Genomic DNA, 17,929 nt, shown 5'->3' on the forward strand with positions numbered 1-17,929 from the left:
CGCGGGCGATCGGCGCGCGTTGCCTCAGGCGGTCTCGACGAGCACCAGTTCAGCGTCTTCCAGCGCCGTGATCGTCAGCGCCTGCTCGTCCCGGATCGCGCCGCCATCGCGGGTATGCAGCACCGTCCCGTTGACCTCGACGCTGCCGGTGGCCGGCACCAGGTAGGCGCGGCGCCCTTCGGCGAGCGGATGCCGGATCGACTCGCCGGCCTTAAGCCGCGCGCCGAGCACGCGGGCGTCGGCGTTGATGCGAAGGGCCTCGCCGTCGCCTTCGTAGCCGCTGGCCAGCGCCACGAAGCGGCCCGCCCGATCGGCGCCCGGGAAGGGCCGGGCGCCCCAGGCCGGCGGCGCGGAGCGCTTGTTCGGCATGATCCAGATCTGGAAGATCCGCGTGGTGCCCGACTCCAGGTTGAACTCGCTGTGCACGATGCCGGTGCCGGCGCTCATCACCTGAACGTCGCCCGCCTCGGTGCGACCCAGGTTGCCCTGGTTGTCGCGATGCGTGATCGCGCCCTCGCGCACGTAGGTCACGATCTCCATGTCCGAATGCGGATGCGGCGGAAAGCCGGTGCCCGGCGCGATCGTGTCGTCGTTCCACACGCGCAGCGCGCCCCAGCTCATGCGCTCCGGGTCGTGGTAGCCGGCGAACGAAAAGTGGTGCTTGGCGTCCAGCCAGCCGTGATTGGCGCCACCGAGTGCTTCGAAAGGCCTGCGCTCGACCATGGGTCACTCCTGAAATTGGATGATCATGAGTCGAATATAGGGGCGCAGGCCGCCTCGGAACAGACAGGCGTCGCGGGTTTCATCGTTGCGCAGGCGGAACGACGACGGCTCACTTGTACTTGGCCAGCTCCAGCCTGCCGATCTGTTGCCGGTGCACCTCGTCGGGCCCGTCGGCCAGGCGCAGCAGCCGCGCGGTGGCGTAGGCCGAGGCCAGGCCCACGTCGTTGTTCGTGCCGCCGCCGCCGTAGGCCTGGATCGCCCAGTCGATCACCTTGCAGGCCATGTTCGGCGCCGCCACCTTGATCATCGCGATCTCGGCCCGCGCGGCCTTGTTGCCGACCAGGTCCATCTTGCGCGCGGCATTCAGCGTGAGCAGCCGCGCCTGGTCGATCAGGATGCGCGACTCGGCGATCCGCTCCACCGTGACGCCCTGCTCGGCGATCTTCTTGCCGAAGGCGGTGCGCGACAGCGTGCGCCGGCACATGATCTCGAGCATGCGCTCGGCCAGGCCGATCAGCCGCATGCAGTGGTGGATGCGCCCGGGCCCGAGGCGCCCCTGCGCGATCTCGAAGCCGCGCCCCTCGCCCAGCAGCATGTTGGCGGCCGGCACGCGCACGTTCTCGAAGACGACCTCGGACGCGCGGTCCGGCACGCCGTAGAAGCCGAACACGCCGATCGGGCGAACGACCTTCACCCCGGGCGTGTCCATCGGCACCAGGATCATCGATTGCTGACGGTAACGGTCCGGGTTGTCCGGGTCCGACTTGCCCATGAAGATCGCGATGCGGCAGCGCGGGTCGGTGGCGTTGGTCGTGTACCACTTGTGACCATTGATCACGTACTCGTCGCCGTCGCGCACGACCGACGACTCGATGTTGGTGGCGTCGCTCGAGGCCACCTTCGGCTCGGTCATCGCGAAGCAGGAGCGGATCTCGCCGGCCAGCAGGGGCTTCAGCCACCGCTCCTGCTGCTCGGGCGTGCCGTAGCGCGCCAGCACCTCCATGTTGCCGGTGTCGGGCGCCGAGCAGTTGAACACCTCGGGCGCCAGGTGCGAGCGGCCCATGATCTCGCACAGCGGCGCGTAGTCGAAGTTGGACAGCCCCGCGCCGTGCTCGCTGGCGGGCAGGAACAGGTTCCACAGGCCGGCCGCGCGCGCCTTGGGCTTGAGCTCCTCGACGACCGGGTAGACCGACCAGGGACCGAGCTCCTCGGCCTCGCGGTAGTAGCGCTGCTCGTTCGGGTAGACGTGCTCCTGCATGAAGTCGCCGAGCCGGCGCTGCAGGTCCTGGACGCGGGGGGAGAACTCGATGAGCATGGGGTCTCCGACGCAAGTCCTCAAACGTCGATATTCCTCGCCACCAACGCGTTCTGCTCGATGAACGCCCTTCGCGGCTCGACCTCGTCGCCCATCAGCGTGGTGAAGATCTGGTCCGCGGCAATGGCGTCCTCGATCTGCACCCTCAGCAGTCGCCGCACGCTGGCGTCCATCGTGGTCTCCCACAACTGCTCGGCGTTCATCTCGCCCAGGCCCTTGTAGCGCTGGCGGCTCACGCCACGCTCGGCTTCGGCGAGCAGCCAGCGCATCGCGGCGCGGAAGTCGGCCACCGGCTGCGCCTTCTGCTTCTCGCCTTCGCCGCGCCGGATCTCGGCACCCTGGCCGATCAAGCCGGCCAGGGTGATCGCGCAGTCGGTCAGCGCGCGGTAGTCGGCCGTCACCAGGAACTCGGCGTCGATCACGCTGGCCTTGATGTTGCCGTGGTGCTTGCGCTCGATGACCAGCATCCACTTCTCGTGGCGGTCGTCGTAGCTGGCGCGCACGGTGGGCGCGTCGGCCGAGGTGGGCGGCATGTAGCGCAGCATGCCCTTGGCCAGCTTCTCGGCCGAGGCGCGCGCGACGCCTTCGCCCGACAGGTCGATGGCCACGCCGTCGAGGATCGCGCGCAGCGCGTCGGCGTCGATGATGCGCGCCAGCCGGTCGATGACCGCCTCGGCCACCAGGTACTTGCGGGCCAGCTCGCCCAGTGCGTCGCCGGCGATGGGCTCGGCGCCGACCGAGGGCAGCAGCGAGGCGCCGTCGAGCGCATGCCGCAGCATGTACTGGTTGAGCTCGTGCTCGTCCTTCAGGTAGCGCTCGTCACGGCCGTGCTTGACCTTGAAGAGCGGCGGCTGCGCGATGTAGATGTGGCCGCGCTCGACCAGGTCCGGCATCTGCCGGTAGAAGAAGGTGAGCAGCAGGGTGCGGATGTGGCTGCCGTCCACGTCCGCGTCGGTCATGATGATGATGCGGTGGTAGCGCAGCTTGGCCACGTCGTACTCGGGGCCGATGCCGGTGCCCAGCGCGGTGATCAGCGTGGCGATCTGCTCCGACGAGATCAGCTTGTCGAAGCGGGCCTTCTCCACGTTCAGCACCTTGCCGCGCAGCGGGAGGATGGCCTGGAACTTCCGGTCGCGGCCCTGCTTGGCCGAGCCGCCTGCGGAGTCGCCCTCGACGATGAAGATCTCGGACTTGGCCGGGTCTTTTTCCTGGCAGTCCGCCAGCTTGCCGGGCAGGCCCACGCCGTCGAGCAGGCCCTTGCGGCGGGTCATGTCGCGCGCCTTGCGGGCGGCTTCGCGGGCGCGGGCAGCGTCGACGATCTTGCCGCAGATCGCTTTGGCGTCGATCGGCTTCTCGAGCAGGAAGTCCTCGAGCGCCTTGGCCACGATTTCTTCCACCGGGCCGCGCACCTCGGAGGACACCAGCTTGTCCTTGGTCTGCGAGCTGAACTTGGGCTCGGGCACCTTGACCGACAGCACGCAGGTCAGGCCCTCGCGCATGTCGTCGCCGCCGGTCTCGACCTTGGCCTTCTTGGCGAACTCGTGCTCGTCGATGTACTTGTTGATGACGCGGGTCATCGCCGCGCGCAGGCCGGTGAGGTGCGTGCCGCCGTCGCGCTGCGGAATGTTGTTGGTGAAGCAGAGCACCTGCTCGGTGTAGCTGTCGTTCCACTGCATGGCGACCTCGACCGTGATCGCCAGGCCGTTGTCGAGGTCCTTGCCGCCCATGGCGTGGAACACGGTGGGGTGCAGCGCGGTCTTGTTCTTGTTGATGAACTCGACGAAGCCGCGCACGCCGCCGGCGAAGGCGAAGTCCTCGACCTTGCCGGTGCGCTGGTCGACCAGCTTGATCTTGACGCCGTTGTTCAGGAACGAGAGCTCGCGCAGGCGCTTGGAGAGGATCTCGTAGTGGTAGTCGATGTTGGTGAAGATCTGCTCGTCGGCCAGGAAGTGCACCTCGGTGCCGCGCAGGTTGGTGTCGCCGATGACCGCCATGGGCGACACCTGGACACCTTGCTGGTCCTCGACGATGCGGTCCTTCACGAAGCCGCGCTCGAACTCGATGAAGTGCACCTTGCCGTCGCGGCGCACGGTGAGCCGCAGCCACCTGGACAGCGCGTTCACGCAGGACACGCCCACGCCGTGCAGGCCGCCCGACACCTTGTAGCTGTTCTGGTTGAACTTGCCGCCGGCGTGCAGCTCGGTCATCGCGATCTCGGCGCCGCTGCGCTTGGGCTCGTGCTTGTCGTCCCACTTGATGCCGGTGGGGATGCCGCGGCCATTGTCGGTGACCGAGATCGAGTTGTCGGTGTGGATGGTGACGACGATCTCGTCGCAGTAGCCGGCGAGCGCCTCGTCGATCGAGTTGTCGACCACCTCGAAGACCAGGTGGTGCAGGCCGGTGCCGTCGGAGGTGTCCCCGATGTACATGCCGGGCCGCTTGCGGACCGCCTCGAGACCCTCGAGGATCTGGATGGACGAGGAATCGTAGCTCTGTGCTGCCTGGGTCATGATCTTCCTTGGATGCCGGGCTTCAGATGCGCATCGGCATCACGACGTACTTGAAGTCCCCGTCGCCGGGAACCGTGAGCAGGGCGCTCGTGTTGGCATCGCCGAAGTCGATCTGGACCTGCTCGGTCTTCAGGTTGGCGAGCACGTCCTGCAGGTAGCCCACGTTGAAGCCGATCTCGACCGGATCGGCGGTGTAGTCGACCTCGATCTCGTCGGCCGCCTCTTCCTGCTCGGCGTTGCTGGTCTGCACCTTGAGCAGGCCGGGGGCCAGGCTCAGGCGGACGCCCTTGAACTTGTCCGAGGTGAGGATCGAGGCGCGCGCCAGCGATGCGGCCAGCACCTCGCGGCTGCAGATCATGTGCTTGCTGTAGCCCGAGGGGATCACGCGCTGGTAGTCGGGGAACTTGCCCTCGACCAGCTTGGAGACCATTTCCACCTCGCCGAAACGCAGGCGGACCTGGTTGCCGGACACGTCGAGATGCACCGGCTCGTCGGTGTCCCCGAGCAGGCGCTGCAGCTCCAGCACGGTCTTGCGCGGGATGATCACTTCCTGCCGAGCGAGCTGCGCGCCCTCGACCTGCGCCTGGCAGTAGGCCAGCCGGTGACCGTCGGTGGCCACCACACGCACGTGGTCGCCATCGGTGACCAGCAGCAGGCCGTTCAGGTAGTAGCGGATGTCCTGCTGGGCCATCGCGAAATGGACCATCTGGAACAGGTGCTTGAGCTGCTTCTGCGGCAGGGAGAACGAGGCGCTGAACTGCTCGTTGACCGCCACGGTGGGGAAGTCCTCGGCGCCAAGCGTCTGCAGCGCGAAGCGGCTCTTGCCGGCCTGGATCGTGGCGCGCTTGTCGGCCAGCTTGATCGAGACCTCGACGCCTTCGGGCATGGCCCGCAGGATGTCGATCAGTTTCTTGGCCGACACGGTGGTGGCGGCTTCTTCCGGACCCGCCCCGAGCTCGGCGGTGGTCTGGACCTGGATCTCGACATCGCTCGCAAGGAAGGACACGGCAGGCCCCTGCTTGCGCAACAGCACGTTCGCGAGGATCGGCAGCGTGTGGCGGCGCTCCACGATTCCAGCCACCGTCTGGAGCGGTTTCAGGATCGCGTCGCGGTCGGCTTTGATGAAAAGCATTGCTCTTGATTCCTGTTGCTGTTGTTGGATGTACTGAGAACTAGTCTGTGGACAAGTGGGCGAGGCCCGCGTCGGTGCTGGGTCTGCGGCCGATTCCGGCGCCGGGAGAACGCGTGCCCCGGGCTGGGGACCCGGTGGGACAAGTCGGGGCTGCCCAAAGAACAGGCGGGTTGTCCACATTGGACCCCATGCTTGTTCGACCGATGTTCAGGAAGCTGTGCACCGCTCATCCCCGGAGCGTCTGTTCGAGGACGTGGAGCTGGCGGTTCCACTCCTGGTCGTGCTGGCGCAGTTCGGCGATGCGCTTGACCGCGTGCATCACCGTGGTGTGGTCGCGTCCGCCGAAGGCCTCCCCGATCTCGGGGAAGCTCTTCTGGGTGAGCTCCTTGGCGAAGTACATGGCCACCTGCCTGGCGCGCGCGATGTGCGCGGGCCGGCGCTTGCTGTACATGTCGGCGGTCTTGATCTTGAAGAAGTCCGCGACGGTCTTCTGGATGGACTCGATCGAGATCGGCGGCCGTGACAGCTCGAGCAGGTCCTTCAGCGCCTCGCGGGCCAGCTCCGCCGAGAGCTGCCGGCCCCGGAAGCGGGCGAAGGCGATCACGCGCAGCAGCGCGCCTTCGAGCTCGCGCACGTTCGAGCGCAGGTTCTTGGCGACGAAGTAGGCGACCTCGTCGGGGAGCTTCTCGCCCGACTGCTCGGCCTTCTTGAGCAGGATGGCCACCCGCATTTCCAGCTCGGGCGGCTCGATCTCCACGATCAGGCCCGAGCCGAAGCGCGAGACCAGGCGGTCCTCGAAGGCCGACAGCTCCTTCGGGTAGGTGTCGCTGGTGATGATCAGCTGCTTGCGCGCGGAGAGCAGGGCCTCGAAGGTGTAGAAGAATTCCTCTTGCGTGCGCTCCTTGCCGCCGAGGAACTGGATGTCGTCGACCAGCAGGAGGTCGAGCTGCTGGTACTTGCGCTTGAAGTCCTGGATGGACTTGCGCTGGATCGCGCGGACCATTTCGTCGAAGTAGTCCTGCGCGTGGATGTAGCGCACCCGCGCGCCGCGCGAGCGGTCGAGGATCGCGTTGCCCACCGCGTGCAGCAGGTGGGTCTTGCCCAGGCCCACGCCGCCGTAGAGGAAGAGCGGGTTGTACGAGGTGCCGGGGCGCTCGACCACCTGCAGCGCGGCCGACCAGGCCATCTGGTTGGCCTTGCCGTGCACGAAGGAGTCGAAGGTGAGCTCGGGGCGCAGCCGGGTCTGCGAATCGGGCGACGAGGCCGGATCGGGCGCGAAGGGGTCGGCCAGGTAGGGATCCTGGCTGGGCGATCCGCCGTGCGCACCAGCGCGGGAAGGCACGGCGAACTCGGCCAGGTCATCGCCTTGCAGGTCACCGGCGTGTGGATCGATGCTCGCGCCGGGCGCTGCCGATCCGTTGAGCCCGACCGCCGGCGCCGGGCGCCGGGCCGGCGGAGAGTCCTGCTCGGCCCGGTGGATTTCGAAGCGCACGCTGAGCTGCGGATCGATGGCTTCGCGCGCGATGGCCTCGATCCGCGATTCGAACTGGGACTTGACCCAGTTCAGTTTGAAGTGGTTCGGCACGCCCAGCCTGAGCACGCGCTCACTTTCGTCATAGCCCAGATACACCAGTGGCTTGATCCATGGTTTGAATTGCTGCGCGGGGACCTCGTTTTCGAGTCGGGCCACGCAGGCGAGCCATTGGTCGAGCATCTGGGGGACGGCGTCCTGGGAAACGGGATCAGAAATAGGGGCCTGGAAAGCCGACTATTTTACCCTGCCTGTGGATATCTTGCCGAGCACCGAATTGACAGCCTGCCCCTGTATGGGCTGTAATGAAAGGCTTTTCCCAAGCTTTTTCCCTTCTCAGAGCTTTTTCCCTTCCAGAGCTTTTTCCCACTTGGGGGAGCCCCGAACATGAAACGTACTTTCCAGCCTTCGGTCACGCGCCGCAAGCGCACCCACGGTTTCCTCGTCCGCATGAAGACCCGCGGCGGCCGCAGAGTCCTGAACGCGCGTCGCGCCAAGGGCCGCAAGCGTCTCGGCATCTGAGCCGCTGGGCGCTTCGTCCTCAGCGCTTTCGCCCGACTTCGTCGCGCGGCTGCTGCGCAGCCGGCCCGGAGCCGTCGGCGACCATTTCCTCATGCACTGGAAGCCGCTGCCTGCGTCAGACGCCGGCACTGCTTGCGCCGGTGTGCTCTTCCTCGCGGTCCCCAAGCGCCAGCTGGTCCGCGCGGTCGATCGCAACCTGATCCGGCGCATCGCGCGCGAGGCCTGGCGGGCCTCGGGCCTGTCGCGCCAGCCGCTGGCCGTGCTGGTGAAGCTGCGCCGCCGCCCCGACTGGTTCGCCGAAGCCGGCGTGAGACGCCGGCGCAAGGGCGTGCGCGAGGAACTCGACGCGTTGTTCGCGGACCTGGGCCTGCAGCGGACGGCCTGGCAGCGAAACTCTGTTACGCTGCGCCGCGGCACGCCATGAAAGCCTTGCTGATGATGCTGGTGCGCGCCTACCGGCTCGCGATCAGCCCGCTTTTCCCGCCTCGCTGCAGGTTCCTGCCGAGTTGCTCCGACTACGCGTTGCAGGCCGTCGAACGGCACGGCGCGCTGGCCGGTGGCTGGCTGGCCCTGCGTCGTTTCGCGCGCTGCCATCCGTTCAATCCGGGCGGCATCGACGAGGTGCCCGAGCGGCTCGACCAGCCAGGCGAGGGCCCTGGCGCCGGCCTGGGTTCGCGCCTGCGCTGCCAGTGCCATCGACCCTTTAACCGCTAGTCCAACGATCGCCGAACCATGCAGACCCAGCGAATGATCCTCTGGATCGTGTTCTCGATGTCCCTGTTGTTTCTCTGGGATGCCTGGCAGAAGCACAACGGGCAGCCGTCGATGTTCGGCGGCGCACCGGCCACGCAGCAGGCGGGCGCCGGGAGCGGCGAAGGCAAGGATGGCGCCCCGGCCGACGCTTCGATTCCGCCCGCGCCGACGGCCGCCGTGCCCGCACCCGGCGCAGCTGCGCCGGCGGGTGACGCGCCGGCCGGCAGCGCGGCCTCGGCGACCCAGCCCATCCGCCTGGCCAACGACGTGCTGGCGCTCGAGATCGATCCGGTGGGCGGCGTGGTTCGCCGAGCGGAGCTGCTCAGGCATCGCGACCTGATCGCCAAGGACGGCAGCCGATTCGTGCTGCTCAAGAACGAGGGCGGGTCGGTCTACGTGGCGCAGAGCGGTCTGATCGGCGGCCCCGAGGGCGCCGCATTCCCGACTCACCGCACGCCGATGGTTCCCGCCGACGGCGAGAAGGGGGCCCGCGAGCTCGGCGGCAGCGCCGACGCGGTGTCGCTGACCCTGGTGGGCGAGAGCGGCGGCCTGAAGCTCACCCGTACCTACACGCTGAAGCGCGGCGCCTACGTCATCGACGTGAAGGACGTGGTCACCAATCTTTCCGGCGAACCGGTGCAACCGACGCTGTACATGCAGCTGACCCGCGACGGCGACTCGCCGGCCGGCGGCTCGAAGTTCTACAGCACCTATACCGGGCCGGTGATCTACACCGACGCCGACAAGTTCCAGAAGGTCGCGTTCGGCGACATCGAGAAGAACAAGGCCAAGCACTCGACCACCGCCACTGACGGCTGGGCCGGCATCATCGAGCACTACTTCGTATCGGCCTGGATCCCGGCCGAGAAGGTGACGCGCGAGTTCTACACCCGCAAGGTGGGCGACAACCTGTATTCGGTCGGCATCAAGCAGCCGCTGGCGCAGATTGCACCAGGCGCGTCGACCACGGTCGAGTCGCGCCTGCTGGCTGGTCCGCAGGATCAGACGATGCTCGAGGAGACAGCGCCGGGGCTGGACCTGGCGGTCGACTACGGCTGGCTCACCGTGATCGCCAAGCCGATCCACTGGTTGCTTCAGTTCCTGCACGGCATCGTGGGCAACTGGGGCTGGGCCATCGTGCTGCTCACCATCGTCATCAAGACGATCTTCTTCCCGTTGCAGGCGGCCAGCTACCGGTCGATGGCGCGGATGAAGGCGGTCACGCCGCGGCTCACGCAGATCCGCGAGCGCTACGGCAACGATCGCGTGAAGATGAACCAGGCGATGATGGAGTTGTACAAGACCGAGAAGATCAACCCGCTCGGCGGCTGCCTGCCGATCGTGGTGCAGATCCCGGTGTTCATCGCGCTGTACTGGGTGCTGCTCGCCTCGGTGGAAATGCGCGACGCGCCCTGGATCGGCTGGATCAAGGACCTGTCCAATCCGGACCCGTTCTACATCCTGCCCCTGATCATGGCCGGCACGATGTTCATCCAGGTCAAGCTCAATCCGACGCCGCCGGATCCGATGCAGGCCAAGATGATGACCATCATGCCGCTGGTGTTCTCGGTCATGTTCTTCTTCTTCCCGGCGGGCCTGGTCCTGTACTGGCTGGTGAACAACATCTACTCGATCATCCAGCAGTGGCTGATCACCCGGAAGATCAACGATCAGATGGCGGCGAAGAAGCTCAAGGGTTGAAGCGAGAAGGAAGCAGGGTGGCTTCGGCGGCGCCTGCGGGCGCCGCTGTCGTTTTGCGGGTGGGCGTCGCGGGGGATACTGTGCGCTTCCCGGTCCATGCCTTGCACGGCCGCTTCCACGGAGGTTATCGATGACCGACAGTTCGCCGATCGCTGCGATCGCCACTGCGCCGGGGCGCGGCGGGATCGGCGTGGTGCGGGTGTCGGGGGCGGACCTGGGCTGTGTGATCGACGGGCTGCTGGGGCGGGCGCTGGCGCCGCGGCATGCCACCTACGGGCCCTTCTTCGATGCCGACGGCGGCGAGATCGATCGCGGCATCGCCCTCCACTTTCCGGCGCCGCACTCCTACACCGGCGAGGACGTGCTGGAACTGCAGGGGCACGGCGGCCCGGTGGTGATGCAGTTGCTGCTGCGCCGGGTGCTCGAGGCCGGCGCGCCGATCGGGCTGCGGCTGGCCCAGCCCGGCGAGTTCACGCAGCGCGCCTTCCTCAACGACAAGCTCGACCTGGCCCAGGCCGAGGCGGTTGCCGACCTGATCGACGCGAGCACCGAGCAGGCGGCGCGCTCGGCCACGCGCTCCCTGTCCGGCGAATTCTCGAAGCGGATCCACGACCTGGTCGACGAGCTCGTCGAGCTGCGAATGCTGGTCGAGGCCACGCTGGACTTCCCGGAAGAGGAGATCGACTTCCTCGAGGCCGCCGATGCGCTGGGACGGCTGGCGCGCGTGCGCGCGCGGCTCGACGCGGTGCTGGCCGAGGCCCGGCAGGGCGCGCTGCTGCGCGAGGGCCTGAACGTGGTGCTGGTCGGCGAGCCCAACGTGGGCAAGAGCTCGCTGCTGAACGCGCTGGCCGGCGCCGAGGTGGCGATCGTGACGCCGATCGCCGGCACCACCCGCGACCGGGTGGCGCAGGCCATCCAGATCGAAGGCGTGCCGCTCAACATCATCGACACGGCCGGCCTGCGCGATACGCAGGACGAGGTCGAGCGGATCGGCATCGCCCGCACCTGGGCCGAGGCCGAGAAAGCCGACGTGGTGCTGCACCTGCTCGATGCGGTGGCCGACCGTGGCGCGGCGCGCGAAGGCGAGGAAGCGGCGAGCGCCGCGGCCGCGGCCGTGTCGCCCGATCCGTCGGCGCTGTCCGCGACCCGCTCCGCCGCGTCGATCGAAGACGAGCTGGCGCGCCGGTTGCGACCCGGCGTGCCGGTGCTGCGGGTGTTCAACAAGATCGACCTGTCCGGCGAGGGCGCGCGGGTCGAGGCGGCCGAGGGCGGCCTGCCCGAACGGCTGTGGCTGTCGGCGCGCACCGGCGAGGGTGTCGACCTGCTGCGCCGCGAGCTGCTGGCGCTGGCCGGCTGGCAGGGCGCGGGCGAGTCGGCGTTCATCGCGCGCGAGCGTCACCTGGTGGCCTTGCGAGCGGCCGCGGCGCATTCCGCCACCGCCGCGGCCCACGGACAGCAGGGCAACAGCCGGCTCGACCTGTTCGCCGAGGAGCTGCGGCTGGCTCAGGAGCGGCTGAACGAGATCACCGGCGAGTTCAGCGCCGACGACCTGCTGGGGGTGATCTTCAGCAGGTTCTGCATCGGAAAGTGAAGCGGATTGCTGGGCGGTACGACGCCAGGCTGACTGGATTCCCTCAGACCGCAATGGCGGTCAGGCGCACCTGTTCGATCGCTGTGAGTAGCTCATCTACCTGCGTCGAGCTGAAGAGCCCGTCGGGCCCGCGAGGCGTCAGGTCCGTGAACGGGGACTCGTAGAGCATCGCTGCGTCCATTACGCCATGCTCGGTGAGGTGTTCCACGATCAAATTCACGAACTCGATCTGGTTGGCGCCGAGAGACTTTCCGTTGAGGAATCCGGCCAAGGCTTCCTTTGCGGCCTGGCGGTCAAGACCGATCAGTGAGCGCACAAAGAGCCCCAGCCCTTGGGACTCCTGGGCGGCGCGTTGGAGGTCCTCCGCTCCGCCAACGCCGCTTTCGGCGAGCATGCGTTGAAGCTCAGCGAGATCGGCAGCGGTCAACGACTTGTTCATCCTCAACCTGTGAATCGCAATGTGGTCCCGATGCGCGCGCAGGAAGGCCTGAGCCTTGGCTCGGAATTTCGCGTAGTCGGTGCCGTGGCCAAAGCCCGGCAGCGCGACCGGTATCTCGTTTCCTAAGTCGTCCTCGAAATCGGTGTAGATGGGCTTGCGCTTCTGCTTCTCGATGAGCTTCATCAGGTCGCGCAGGCGGCGGCGCATCGCCTCGAGCATGGGTAACGGCGAACATGTCGCCGGGGGCAAAGTGCTTGAAGCGCGACCAGCGCAAGTCCTCGTAAGGGCGGCCCTTGGGGTCATTGCCCTCGGGGAAGACCCGCCGCTCCATCGGCCTCTTGAGCCGGGCGGACTTGTTCTCCTCCAGCGTGTGCAGGTCGTCCAGGCGGCGCAGGAAGAGCAGGTAGGTGATCTGCTCGATCACCTCCAGCGGGTTGGAGATGCCGCCGGACCAGAAGGCGTTCCAGATCTGGTCGATCTGGCTCTTGATGTTGCCGGTGATCATGAGGAGGGTCTCTCAGTTCCTGGTACGACGTCGCTCGAGTTGAAGCGCACGGCCGGCTCCCGGCGTGAAAGTGTCGAATTCTGTGCAATCTATGCGGGATCGTCCAGCGCCGGAAGGGAGTGAGACGGGGCCGAGCCGCCTACTTGTTCATCGCCTGATATGCGCACGAAGGTTACGGGCCACCTGCCGCGCGTGCGTGAGCGGGACCATGTGCCCGGTGCCCGGCGCTTCGGCGCTGCGGCCCAGCGGCGCGTTCGCGAACGTGACGAGCGTCGCTTATCCGCGATCGGCCTCCGGCTCTCGTGACTCGGGAGGTGCGAAACGCGCCTGCAGGGCGGCGAGCTGCTCGTCAGTGGTGGCGACCAGCCACAGGCGCGCGGTCTCGAAGATGTGGCGGTTATGGTCCTTGAACGGGCCCATCGCGACGACGCTCTTCCAGGCCACCGGGCCGGCCCGGCTGGTCTTGTTGGACGGCGTGCCGACCAGCAGGCAATACGGGCCCAGCGGCATCGACACGAAGGGCATCGGCGGGCGGGCCCGCACCCGCCAATCGATGAACGGCGACTCGCTGAGCAGCAGCGGCTCGGGCAGGCCGTGGAAGACGGTGAAGTCGTACAAGGCCAGTTGCGCGCGCATTCCGAGGTACTTTCGGCGAATGTCGGCGACGACTGCGGCGCGGATCTCGTCGTCGAACATCGGCTCGAGCGCGTAGCGTGCCCAGGCCCGCTGCGCATCGGGTTGATACGCGCAGGCCAGGCCGAGGTCGATGCAGTCCTGCACCGCGCGCTGGACCTCGGCAACGGAACCCGCTGCCTCCGGCCGGTCGAGCTGGGCGGCGCGCAGGAACTGCGCGAGGCCGGCTTCATGCACGGCCGGCGGGCCGAGCACGGCATCGTCGGCGTTCGCGGCCAGCGACACGTGGATCTGCCGTTCGGCGGCGAAGCGCGCCTTCTTGCCCTCGTCGAACCCGATTTCGCCGGTGGCGCAGTCCAGATAGCGGGTTCCGACGCGGCCGTGTGCCCAGAGCCAGTTCTTCAGGAAGGGGCGCAATGGGTGCAGCGATTCTTGCTCGGTCAATGGGGTCTCCGATGGTCGGCCATGCGACGGGACGGCGCGCTCGACACGTAGCATGCGCCTGATCTCGACCGATTTCGAATCTCGCTCAAGGAGGCTGTCGATGATGCGTTCGCGCGCCTGTGATCGTTCGTGGCACATCTGGGTGCTCCCGTTTGTCCTCGCGCTGTCCGCCTGCGCGGCAGTGCCCGACGCGCCCCCGGCGGGGCGGGTACTGGCCGGCGAACACGGCGTGCGCGAGGAGGCCTTCGCGGTGAAGCTGCGCTGCGACGATCGGGTGCTCACCGTCGGCTACGCCGGCGACCGGATGCAACTGCGGGCGGGCGATGAGCTTTTCGCGCTGCGCCCGGTGCCGGCCGCCTCGGGCGCGAAGTTCGAGGCCGAGGCCGACCCCGCGACCACCTTCTGGAGCCGCGGCGAGCGGGCCGTGGTCACGCTGCGCGGCGAGCCCTTGCCCGGGTGCCGCGTGGTCGCGCACGGGTCCCAGGCTTTCCGCGCTACGGGCAACGAGCCCGGCTGGCGGCTGGAGATCTACGGCCCGCAGCTGCGCTTCGAGACCGCCGACGGCAGCGTGCGGGTCTTCCGCCGTTCGGGCGAGCCGGTGGCGTCGGCCGGCGCGATGACATGGTCGCTGCAGGCGGCCGGCGGTCCGCTGACCGTGACCGCTTCGGACGCGCACTGCGCCGACACGATGACCGGCATGCCCTATCCGAAGTCGGTTCGCATCGACTACCAAGGCAGGGCGTACCAGGGCTGCGGCGGGGAGCCGGCCGCCTTGCTGCAGGGCCCCGAGTGGCGGGTCGAGGACATCGGCGGGGCCGGGATCGTCGACGGATCGCGGGTCACGTTGCGCTTCGGCGACGATGGCCGGGTGGCCGGCGCCGCTTCGTGCAACCGTTACTCCGGCGCCTACGAGCTGACCGGAGAAGGGCTGACGCTGGGCCGGATGCTCACCACGAAGATGGCCTGCGCGCCCGCGCTGATGCAGCAGGAGCAGCGCTTCCTGGGCCTGATGGCGCAGGTGCGGCGCTTCGAGATCGCGGCCGACGGCGCGCTGGCGCTCGTCGCATCGGACGGCCGCAGGATCGTGGCCAGAGGAAACTGAGCGATTCGCGGGTTCGGCGCCGCATGCGGCGAACGGGCGCCGAGTGCATGCTTGCCCGGTGCCGGAGATGGGTATTAAGCTGCGGCATTGCCGCCAGTGGCAAACCGCATCTCCGCAACGCTTCCGGCACCGCCCGTATCCGATGGCGGACGCCGCCCCCGGCACGGGAGGGCAGCATGACGGGATCTCGCGCTCAATACCTGGCCGCCGCCATCGTCTCGATGAGCGTGATGGCAGGCTGCGGCTCCGGAACGGGCGTCGCGACAGGGGACGGGGCGACCGACGGCGGCGATCCGGCTTCGCTCGCGCTGCCCGACAAGCTCGCGGACTCGCTGAACCTGCTCGGCGTTGCGACCGAGCCTTCTCCGCGGATCGGCAACGACGGCGTCGCGCTTCCCGAGGACTTTTCGCCGTTCGGCCATCGTCTCAAGATCGCAAGCGACGATGCCGGCCATACCCGGATCGGGGCGCCGATGGAATGGATCCTCGGCGGCTTTACGCTGCGGGGAGCGGCCGATTCGTTCGTCGTGCTCGACAACCTGGCGATGCCGGACAGCGGTCCCGACATCGCCCCGTCCCCGATCCTTTCGCTCGGTGCATTGCAGGCGCGCTGGGCCAGGGAAGATGGCGTATCCGAGAGGGTGCCACCCGTGACCCTTCGCGATGCCGTCGGGGGAGATCTCGATGGCGACGGGCACGACGAACTGATCGTCGCGCACTCGGATTCGGGCCAGCTCAGGATCCACATCGCCGACCTGGCCCATGGCGCATCGACCGAGGAGTCGTTTGTGGTGGCCGTTCCGTCGGACGTCCTGCCGATCGGCGATGTCCGGGTTGCGGCGGGTGACTTCGATGCGGACGGCCGTTCGGAGATCGTTGCCAGCATCAGCCAGGTGGCGAGCCCCGGAAGGCCGACGAGGACGGCCCTGCTCGCGCTCGCCGCATCCGCCGGCAACCTCGTCGTGCGTCACGCACGGATCTTCCAGTCGACGCTCGCGAGCGACGTTCACGCCAGCACCGTGCTCGAGCCGGGGAACGTCGACTACGACGCGGCGGACGAGATCGTTCTGGTGCTCAACGAATTCGTCGGCACGCGGGCGATTCCCGACCAGGCGGCGACACGCGCCTTCGTTCTCGACGATGCCAGGCACGACTTCGCGGAGCGCCTCGCCGACACGCTGTCGGTGGTCACCAGCTCCGCGACCTATCACGCGCAGGTGGCCGACATCGCGATCGGCGATCTCGATGGCGACTGGGTCAACGAGATCGTCTTCGGCGGACTGGCCGACCTGACGGTGGCGCCCTCGTGCAATCAAGACGCCGACGGCAACCCCGGAACCCTGCGCTACCTGCTGCTCGTCTACGACTTCACCGGCCAGGGCATCGCCCGGACCCAGACTGCGTTCAGCAGCGACGCCGACGGGGGCCAGCTCTACCCGGGCTACTGCAAGAACAGCCCGGCCGACCGGGCGATCCGCTTCCTCCAGGTCAACGTGCTGGACTTCGACAACGACCGGGAACCCGACATCCAGGCCAACCAGTTCGTGTTCACCGGCATCCCCGAGCACGGCCGGGCGTGGCAGAGCGCCGGCTTCGTCCTGCCCCAGCCGGTGATCATGCCCGACGAGAACGTCGAGCTGGTCTTCGACCGGAACAGCGCCCGGATCGTGGTGCGCGACGTGGACGGCAACGGCAGGGACGACATCGTGAGCTATCGCGGCGGCGACGAGGCCATCAGGCTCTATGGCTGGCACCAGGGGCTGGACGGCTCGGGGGCGCCTTCGGGGCCGCCCGATCTGATCCAGCTGGCCCGGATTCCGGTCGAAACCGTCGACCCCTCGCTGACCATCCGTCCCGGCCAGAACGCCAACCCGATCCTGGTCGCGCTGGATGCGGACGGGTCGAACGAGGGCGACGTCCAGACGCTGCAGTTCCTGCGCCACGAGTTCGCGCTGACCGAGCCGCTCGTGCTGGCCGCGATCGCGGCGCCGCCATGCGGTCTGGACATCGGCCAGAACACCGAGGCGTGCACCTCATCCTGGGGCAATGCCCAGATCCAAGGCACCGACGCCGAGCGCGAGATCAGTTTCAAGGCCGGGATCATCGCTGGGTTCGAGGTGGAGTACCAGGCGGGCGCCGGATTCGTCGTGGACGCCTCGACCAAGGTGTTCGGCTTGTCCGCGAAGCTGGCGCTGTCCGAGGAGCTCGCCTGGCACAGAAGCGAAAGCTACGAGGTGACCCGGTCGGTCAGTTTCGAGACGGGCCCGATGGAAGACAGCGTCGTGTTCGTCTCGACGCCTTACGACTTCTATGTCTACGAGGTCATCGCGAGCACGCGGGTGAACATGGAGGACATAGGCGCCGAGCGCGAGGTCCACCGCCTGGGCTTGCCGCGCACGCCAGTCATCCGCATGTCCGAGGCCGGCTATTACAACGCCCATACGACGGCATCGGCCCTGAAGATCGACGCTGCGGTGTTTCAGCATTCAGCCGGGCGCGTCGACAGCTACCCCGACCGGTGGCAGCGTGACGAGATCCTCCGCGCGCGGCGCACGCAGCTCGACGAGATTCGCCTCGACTGCCCGGGGTGCTGGCAGGTGGATCCCGATGAACCGGCACGCTCAGGCAACAATCCGTGGCGTCAGTTCGCCCCGCTCGATGCCTTGCCGGGGCTGGTGACCGACGTGGTCGGCGTCGGCCAGGGCCGCGGCGCAACCGAAGTGGCACTCGACTTCAGCCGCAACAGCAGCTACGGCAACTCGCTCGCGAAGTCCGCCGAACTGGAAGTGGAGCTCACCGTCGGAGCCGCCGTGTTCGGCGTGGCGCTCGGCGGCGGGGTCAGCCACAGCACCAGCGTCACCCATGGCCAGAGCACGGCCTACGTCGGCACCGTCGGCAGCATCGACGCAGCCAACTTCGCGGCCAGACAGTATCGATTCGGCATGTTCACCTACCTTCAGGCCGACCCGCAGTCCGGCCAGGAGTTCGAGGTCATCAACTACTGGGTGGAATGACGGGGCCGAGACCC

Annotated in this window: 14 protein-coding genes and 1 pseudogene; 7 read left to right on the forward strand and 8 right to left on the reverse strand. The window is 67.9% G+C overall.

The window, feature by feature from the left end:
• Positions 1 to 24: 24 nt before the first annotated feature.
• The 5 genes from FHP08_RS13560 to dnaA all read right to left on the reverse strand — a co-directional run bounded on the left by FHP08_RS13560 (position 25) and on the right by dnaA (position 7,394).
• Positions 25 to 723, reverse strand: coding sequence for a pirin family protein (locus FHP08_RS13560; protein ID WP_147705008.1), 699 nt, complete (start codon positions 721 to 723; stop codon positions 25 to 27).
• A 109-nt stretch (positions 724 to 832) separates the two neighbouring features.
• Positions 833 to 2,038, reverse strand: coding sequence for an acyl-CoA dehydrogenase family protein (locus tag FHP08_RS13565; RefSeq protein ID WP_147705009.1), 1,206 nt, complete (start codon positions 2,036 to 2,038; stop codon positions 833 to 835).
• Positions 2,039 to 2,058: 20 nt separating this feature from the next.
• Complete coding sequence (gene gyrB, locus FHP08_RS13570; protein ID WP_147705010.1) at positions 2,059 to 4,548, reverse strand: DNA topoisomerase (ATP-hydrolyzing) subunit B; 2,490 nt, start codon at positions 4,546 to 4,548, stop codon at positions 2,059 to 2,061.
• Positions 4,549 to 4,570: 22 nt separating this feature from the next.
• Positions 4,571 to 5,680, reverse strand: coding sequence for a DNA polymerase III subunit beta (gene dnaN / locus FHP08_RS13575; RefSeq protein WP_147705011.1), 1,110 nt, complete (start codon positions 5,678 to 5,680; stop codon positions 4,571 to 4,573).
• Positions 5,681 to 5,906: 226 nt separating this feature from the next.
• Positions 5,907 to 7,394, reverse strand: coding sequence for a chromosomal replication initiator protein DnaA (gene dnaA, locus FHP08_RS13580; RefSeq protein WP_147705012.1), 1,488 nt, complete (start codon positions 7,392 to 7,394; stop codon positions 5,907 to 5,909).
• A gap of 204 nt (positions 7,395 to 7,598) precedes the next feature.
• Between dnaA and rpmH the strand changes: the two genes are divergently transcribed.
• From rpmH to mnmE, 5 genes are all read left to right on the forward strand, one after another.
• Positions 7,599 to 7,733, forward strand: coding sequence for a 50S ribosomal protein L34 (gene rpmH, locus FHP08_RS13585; RefSeq protein WP_147705013.1), 135 nt, complete (start codon positions 7,599 to 7,601; stop codon positions 7,731 to 7,733).
• Positions 7,734 to 7,785: 52 nt separating this feature from the next.
• A complete protein-coding gene (locus tag FHP08_RS13590; RefSeq protein WP_225879145.1) occupies positions 7,786 to 8,157 on the forward strand; it encodes a ribonuclease P protein component in 372 nt (123 codons plus the stop codon).
• On the forward strand, positions 8,154 to 8,447 hold the full coding sequence (gene yidD, locus FHP08_RS13595) for a membrane protein insertion efficiency factor YidD (RefSeq protein ID WP_147705015.1): 294 nt from the start codon (positions 8,154 to 8,156) through the stop codon (positions 8,445 to 8,447). Before FHP08_RS13590 ends, yidD begins: the two co-directional genes overlap by 4 nt.
• Before the next feature lie 18 nt (positions 8,448 to 8,465).
• Positions 8,466 to 10,187: a membrane protein insertase YidC gene (yidC, locus tag FHP08_RS13600; RefSeq protein ID WP_147705016.1), complete on the forward strand. Its 1,722-nt coding sequence runs from the start codon at positions 8,466 to 8,468 to the stop codon at positions 10,185 to 10,187.
• 130 nt (positions 10,188 to 10,317) lie between these two features.
• The gene (mnmE, locus tag FHP08_RS13605) at positions 10,318 to 11,778 is read left to right on the forward strand and encodes a tRNA uridine-5-carboxymethylaminomethyl(34) synthesis GTPase MnmE (RefSeq protein ID WP_147705017.1); all 1,461 of its coding nucleotides are present in this window, start codon (positions 10,318 to 10,320) and stop codon (positions 11,776 to 11,778) included.
• A gap of 43 nt (positions 11,779 to 11,821) precedes the next feature.
• Here the strand turns inward: mnmE and FHP08_RS18645 are convergent, their stop codons facing one another.
• From FHP08_RS18645 to FHP08_RS13620, 3 genes and pseudogenes are all read right to left on the reverse strand, one after another.
• Entirely contained in the window at positions 11,822 to 12,436 is a 615-nt protein-coding gene (locus FHP08_RS18645; protein ID WP_225879139.1) for a type I restriction-modification enzyme R subunit C-terminal domain-containing protein, read from the reverse strand.
• A gap of 40 nt (positions 12,437 to 12,476) precedes the next feature.
• Positions 12,477 to 12,722, reverse strand: a pseudogene (locus FHP08_RS18650) (type I restriction-modification system subunit M N-terminal domain-containing protein); the annotation flags it as partial.
• A gap of 276 nt (positions 12,723 to 12,998) precedes the next feature.
• Positions 12,999 to 13,799 carry a hypothetical protein gene (locus FHP08_RS13620; RefSeq protein WP_147705019.1) on the reverse strand — a complete coding sequence of 267 codons (801 nt, stop codon included), beginning with the start codon at positions 13,797 to 13,799 and terminating at the stop codon, positions 12,999 to 13,001.
• A 100-nt stretch (positions 13,800 to 13,899) separates the two neighbouring features.
• On the opposite strand from FHP08_RS13620, the gene FHP08_RS13625 reads away from it, so the two are divergent.
• Together FHP08_RS13625 and FHP08_RS13630 are read left to right on the forward strand one after the other, a co-directional pair.
• Positions 13,900 to 14,901: an META domain-containing protein gene (locus tag FHP08_RS13625; protein WP_187272297.1), complete on the forward strand. Its 1,002-nt coding sequence runs from the start codon at positions 13,900 to 13,902 to the stop codon at positions 14,899 to 14,901.
• A 176-nt stretch (positions 14,902 to 15,077) separates the two neighbouring features.
• On the forward strand, positions 15,078 to 17,915 hold the full coding sequence (locus tag FHP08_RS13630; protein ID WP_147705021.1) for an FG-GAP-like repeat-containing protein: 2,838 nt from the start codon (positions 15,078 to 15,080) through the stop codon (positions 17,913 to 17,915).
• Positions 17,916 to 17,929: the final 14 nt, after the last annotated feature.

It is taken from the genome of Zeimonas arvi (assembly GCF_008039575.1).
Lineage (GTDB): Bacteria > Pseudomonadota > Gammaproteobacteria > Burkholderiales > Burkholderiaceae_E > Zeimonas > Zeimonas arvi.

Bases quoted from the DNA above. Each gene is read 5' to 3' on its own strand.
- dnaA (WP_147705012.1), bottom strand. From the start codon at position 7,394: ATGCTCGACCAATGGCTCGCCTGCGTGGCCCGACTCGAAAACGAGGTC.
- gyrB (WP_147705010.1), bottom strand. From the start codon at position 4,548: ATGACCCAGGCAGCACAGAGCTACGATTCCTCGTCCATCCAGATCCTC.
- FHP08_RS18645 (WP_225879139.1), bottom strand. From the start codon at position 12,436: ATGCTCGAGGCGATGCGCCGCCGCCTGCGCGACCTGATGAAGCTCATC.
- yidD (WP_147705015.1), top strand. From the start codon at position 8,154: ATGAAAGCCTTGCTGATGATGCTGGTGCGCGCCTACCGGCTCGCGATC.
- FHP08_RS13560 (WP_147705008.1), bottom strand. From the start codon at position 723: ATGGTCGAGCGCAGGCCTTTCGAAGCACTCGGTGGCGCCAATCACGGC.
- mnmE (WP_147705017.1), top strand. From the start codon at position 10,318: ATGACCGACAGTTCGCCGATCGCTGCGATCGCCACTGCGCCGGGGCGC.
- rpmH (WP_147705013.1), top strand. From the start codon at position 7,599: ATGAAACGTACTTTCCAGCCTTCGGTCACGCGCCGCAAGCGCACCCAC.
- FHP08_RS13630 (WP_147705021.1), top strand. From the start codon at position 15,078: ATGACGGGATCTCGCGCTCAATACCTGGCCGCCGCCATCGTCTCGATG.
- yidC (WP_147705016.1), top strand. From the start codon at position 8,466: ATGCAGACCCAGCGAATGATCCTCTGGATCGTGTTCTCGATGTCCCTG.
- FHP08_RS13625 (WP_187272297.1), top strand. From the start codon at position 13,900: ATGATGCGTTCGCGCGCCTGTGATCGTTCGTGGCACATCTGGGTGCTC.
- FHP08_RS13565 (WP_147705009.1), bottom strand. From the start codon at position 2,038: ATGCTCATCGAGTTCTCCCCCCGCGTCCAGGACCTGCAGCGCCGGCTC.
- dnaN (WP_147705011.1), bottom strand. From the start codon at position 5,680: ATGCTTTTCATCAAAGCCGACCGCGACGCGATCCTGAAACCGCTCCAG.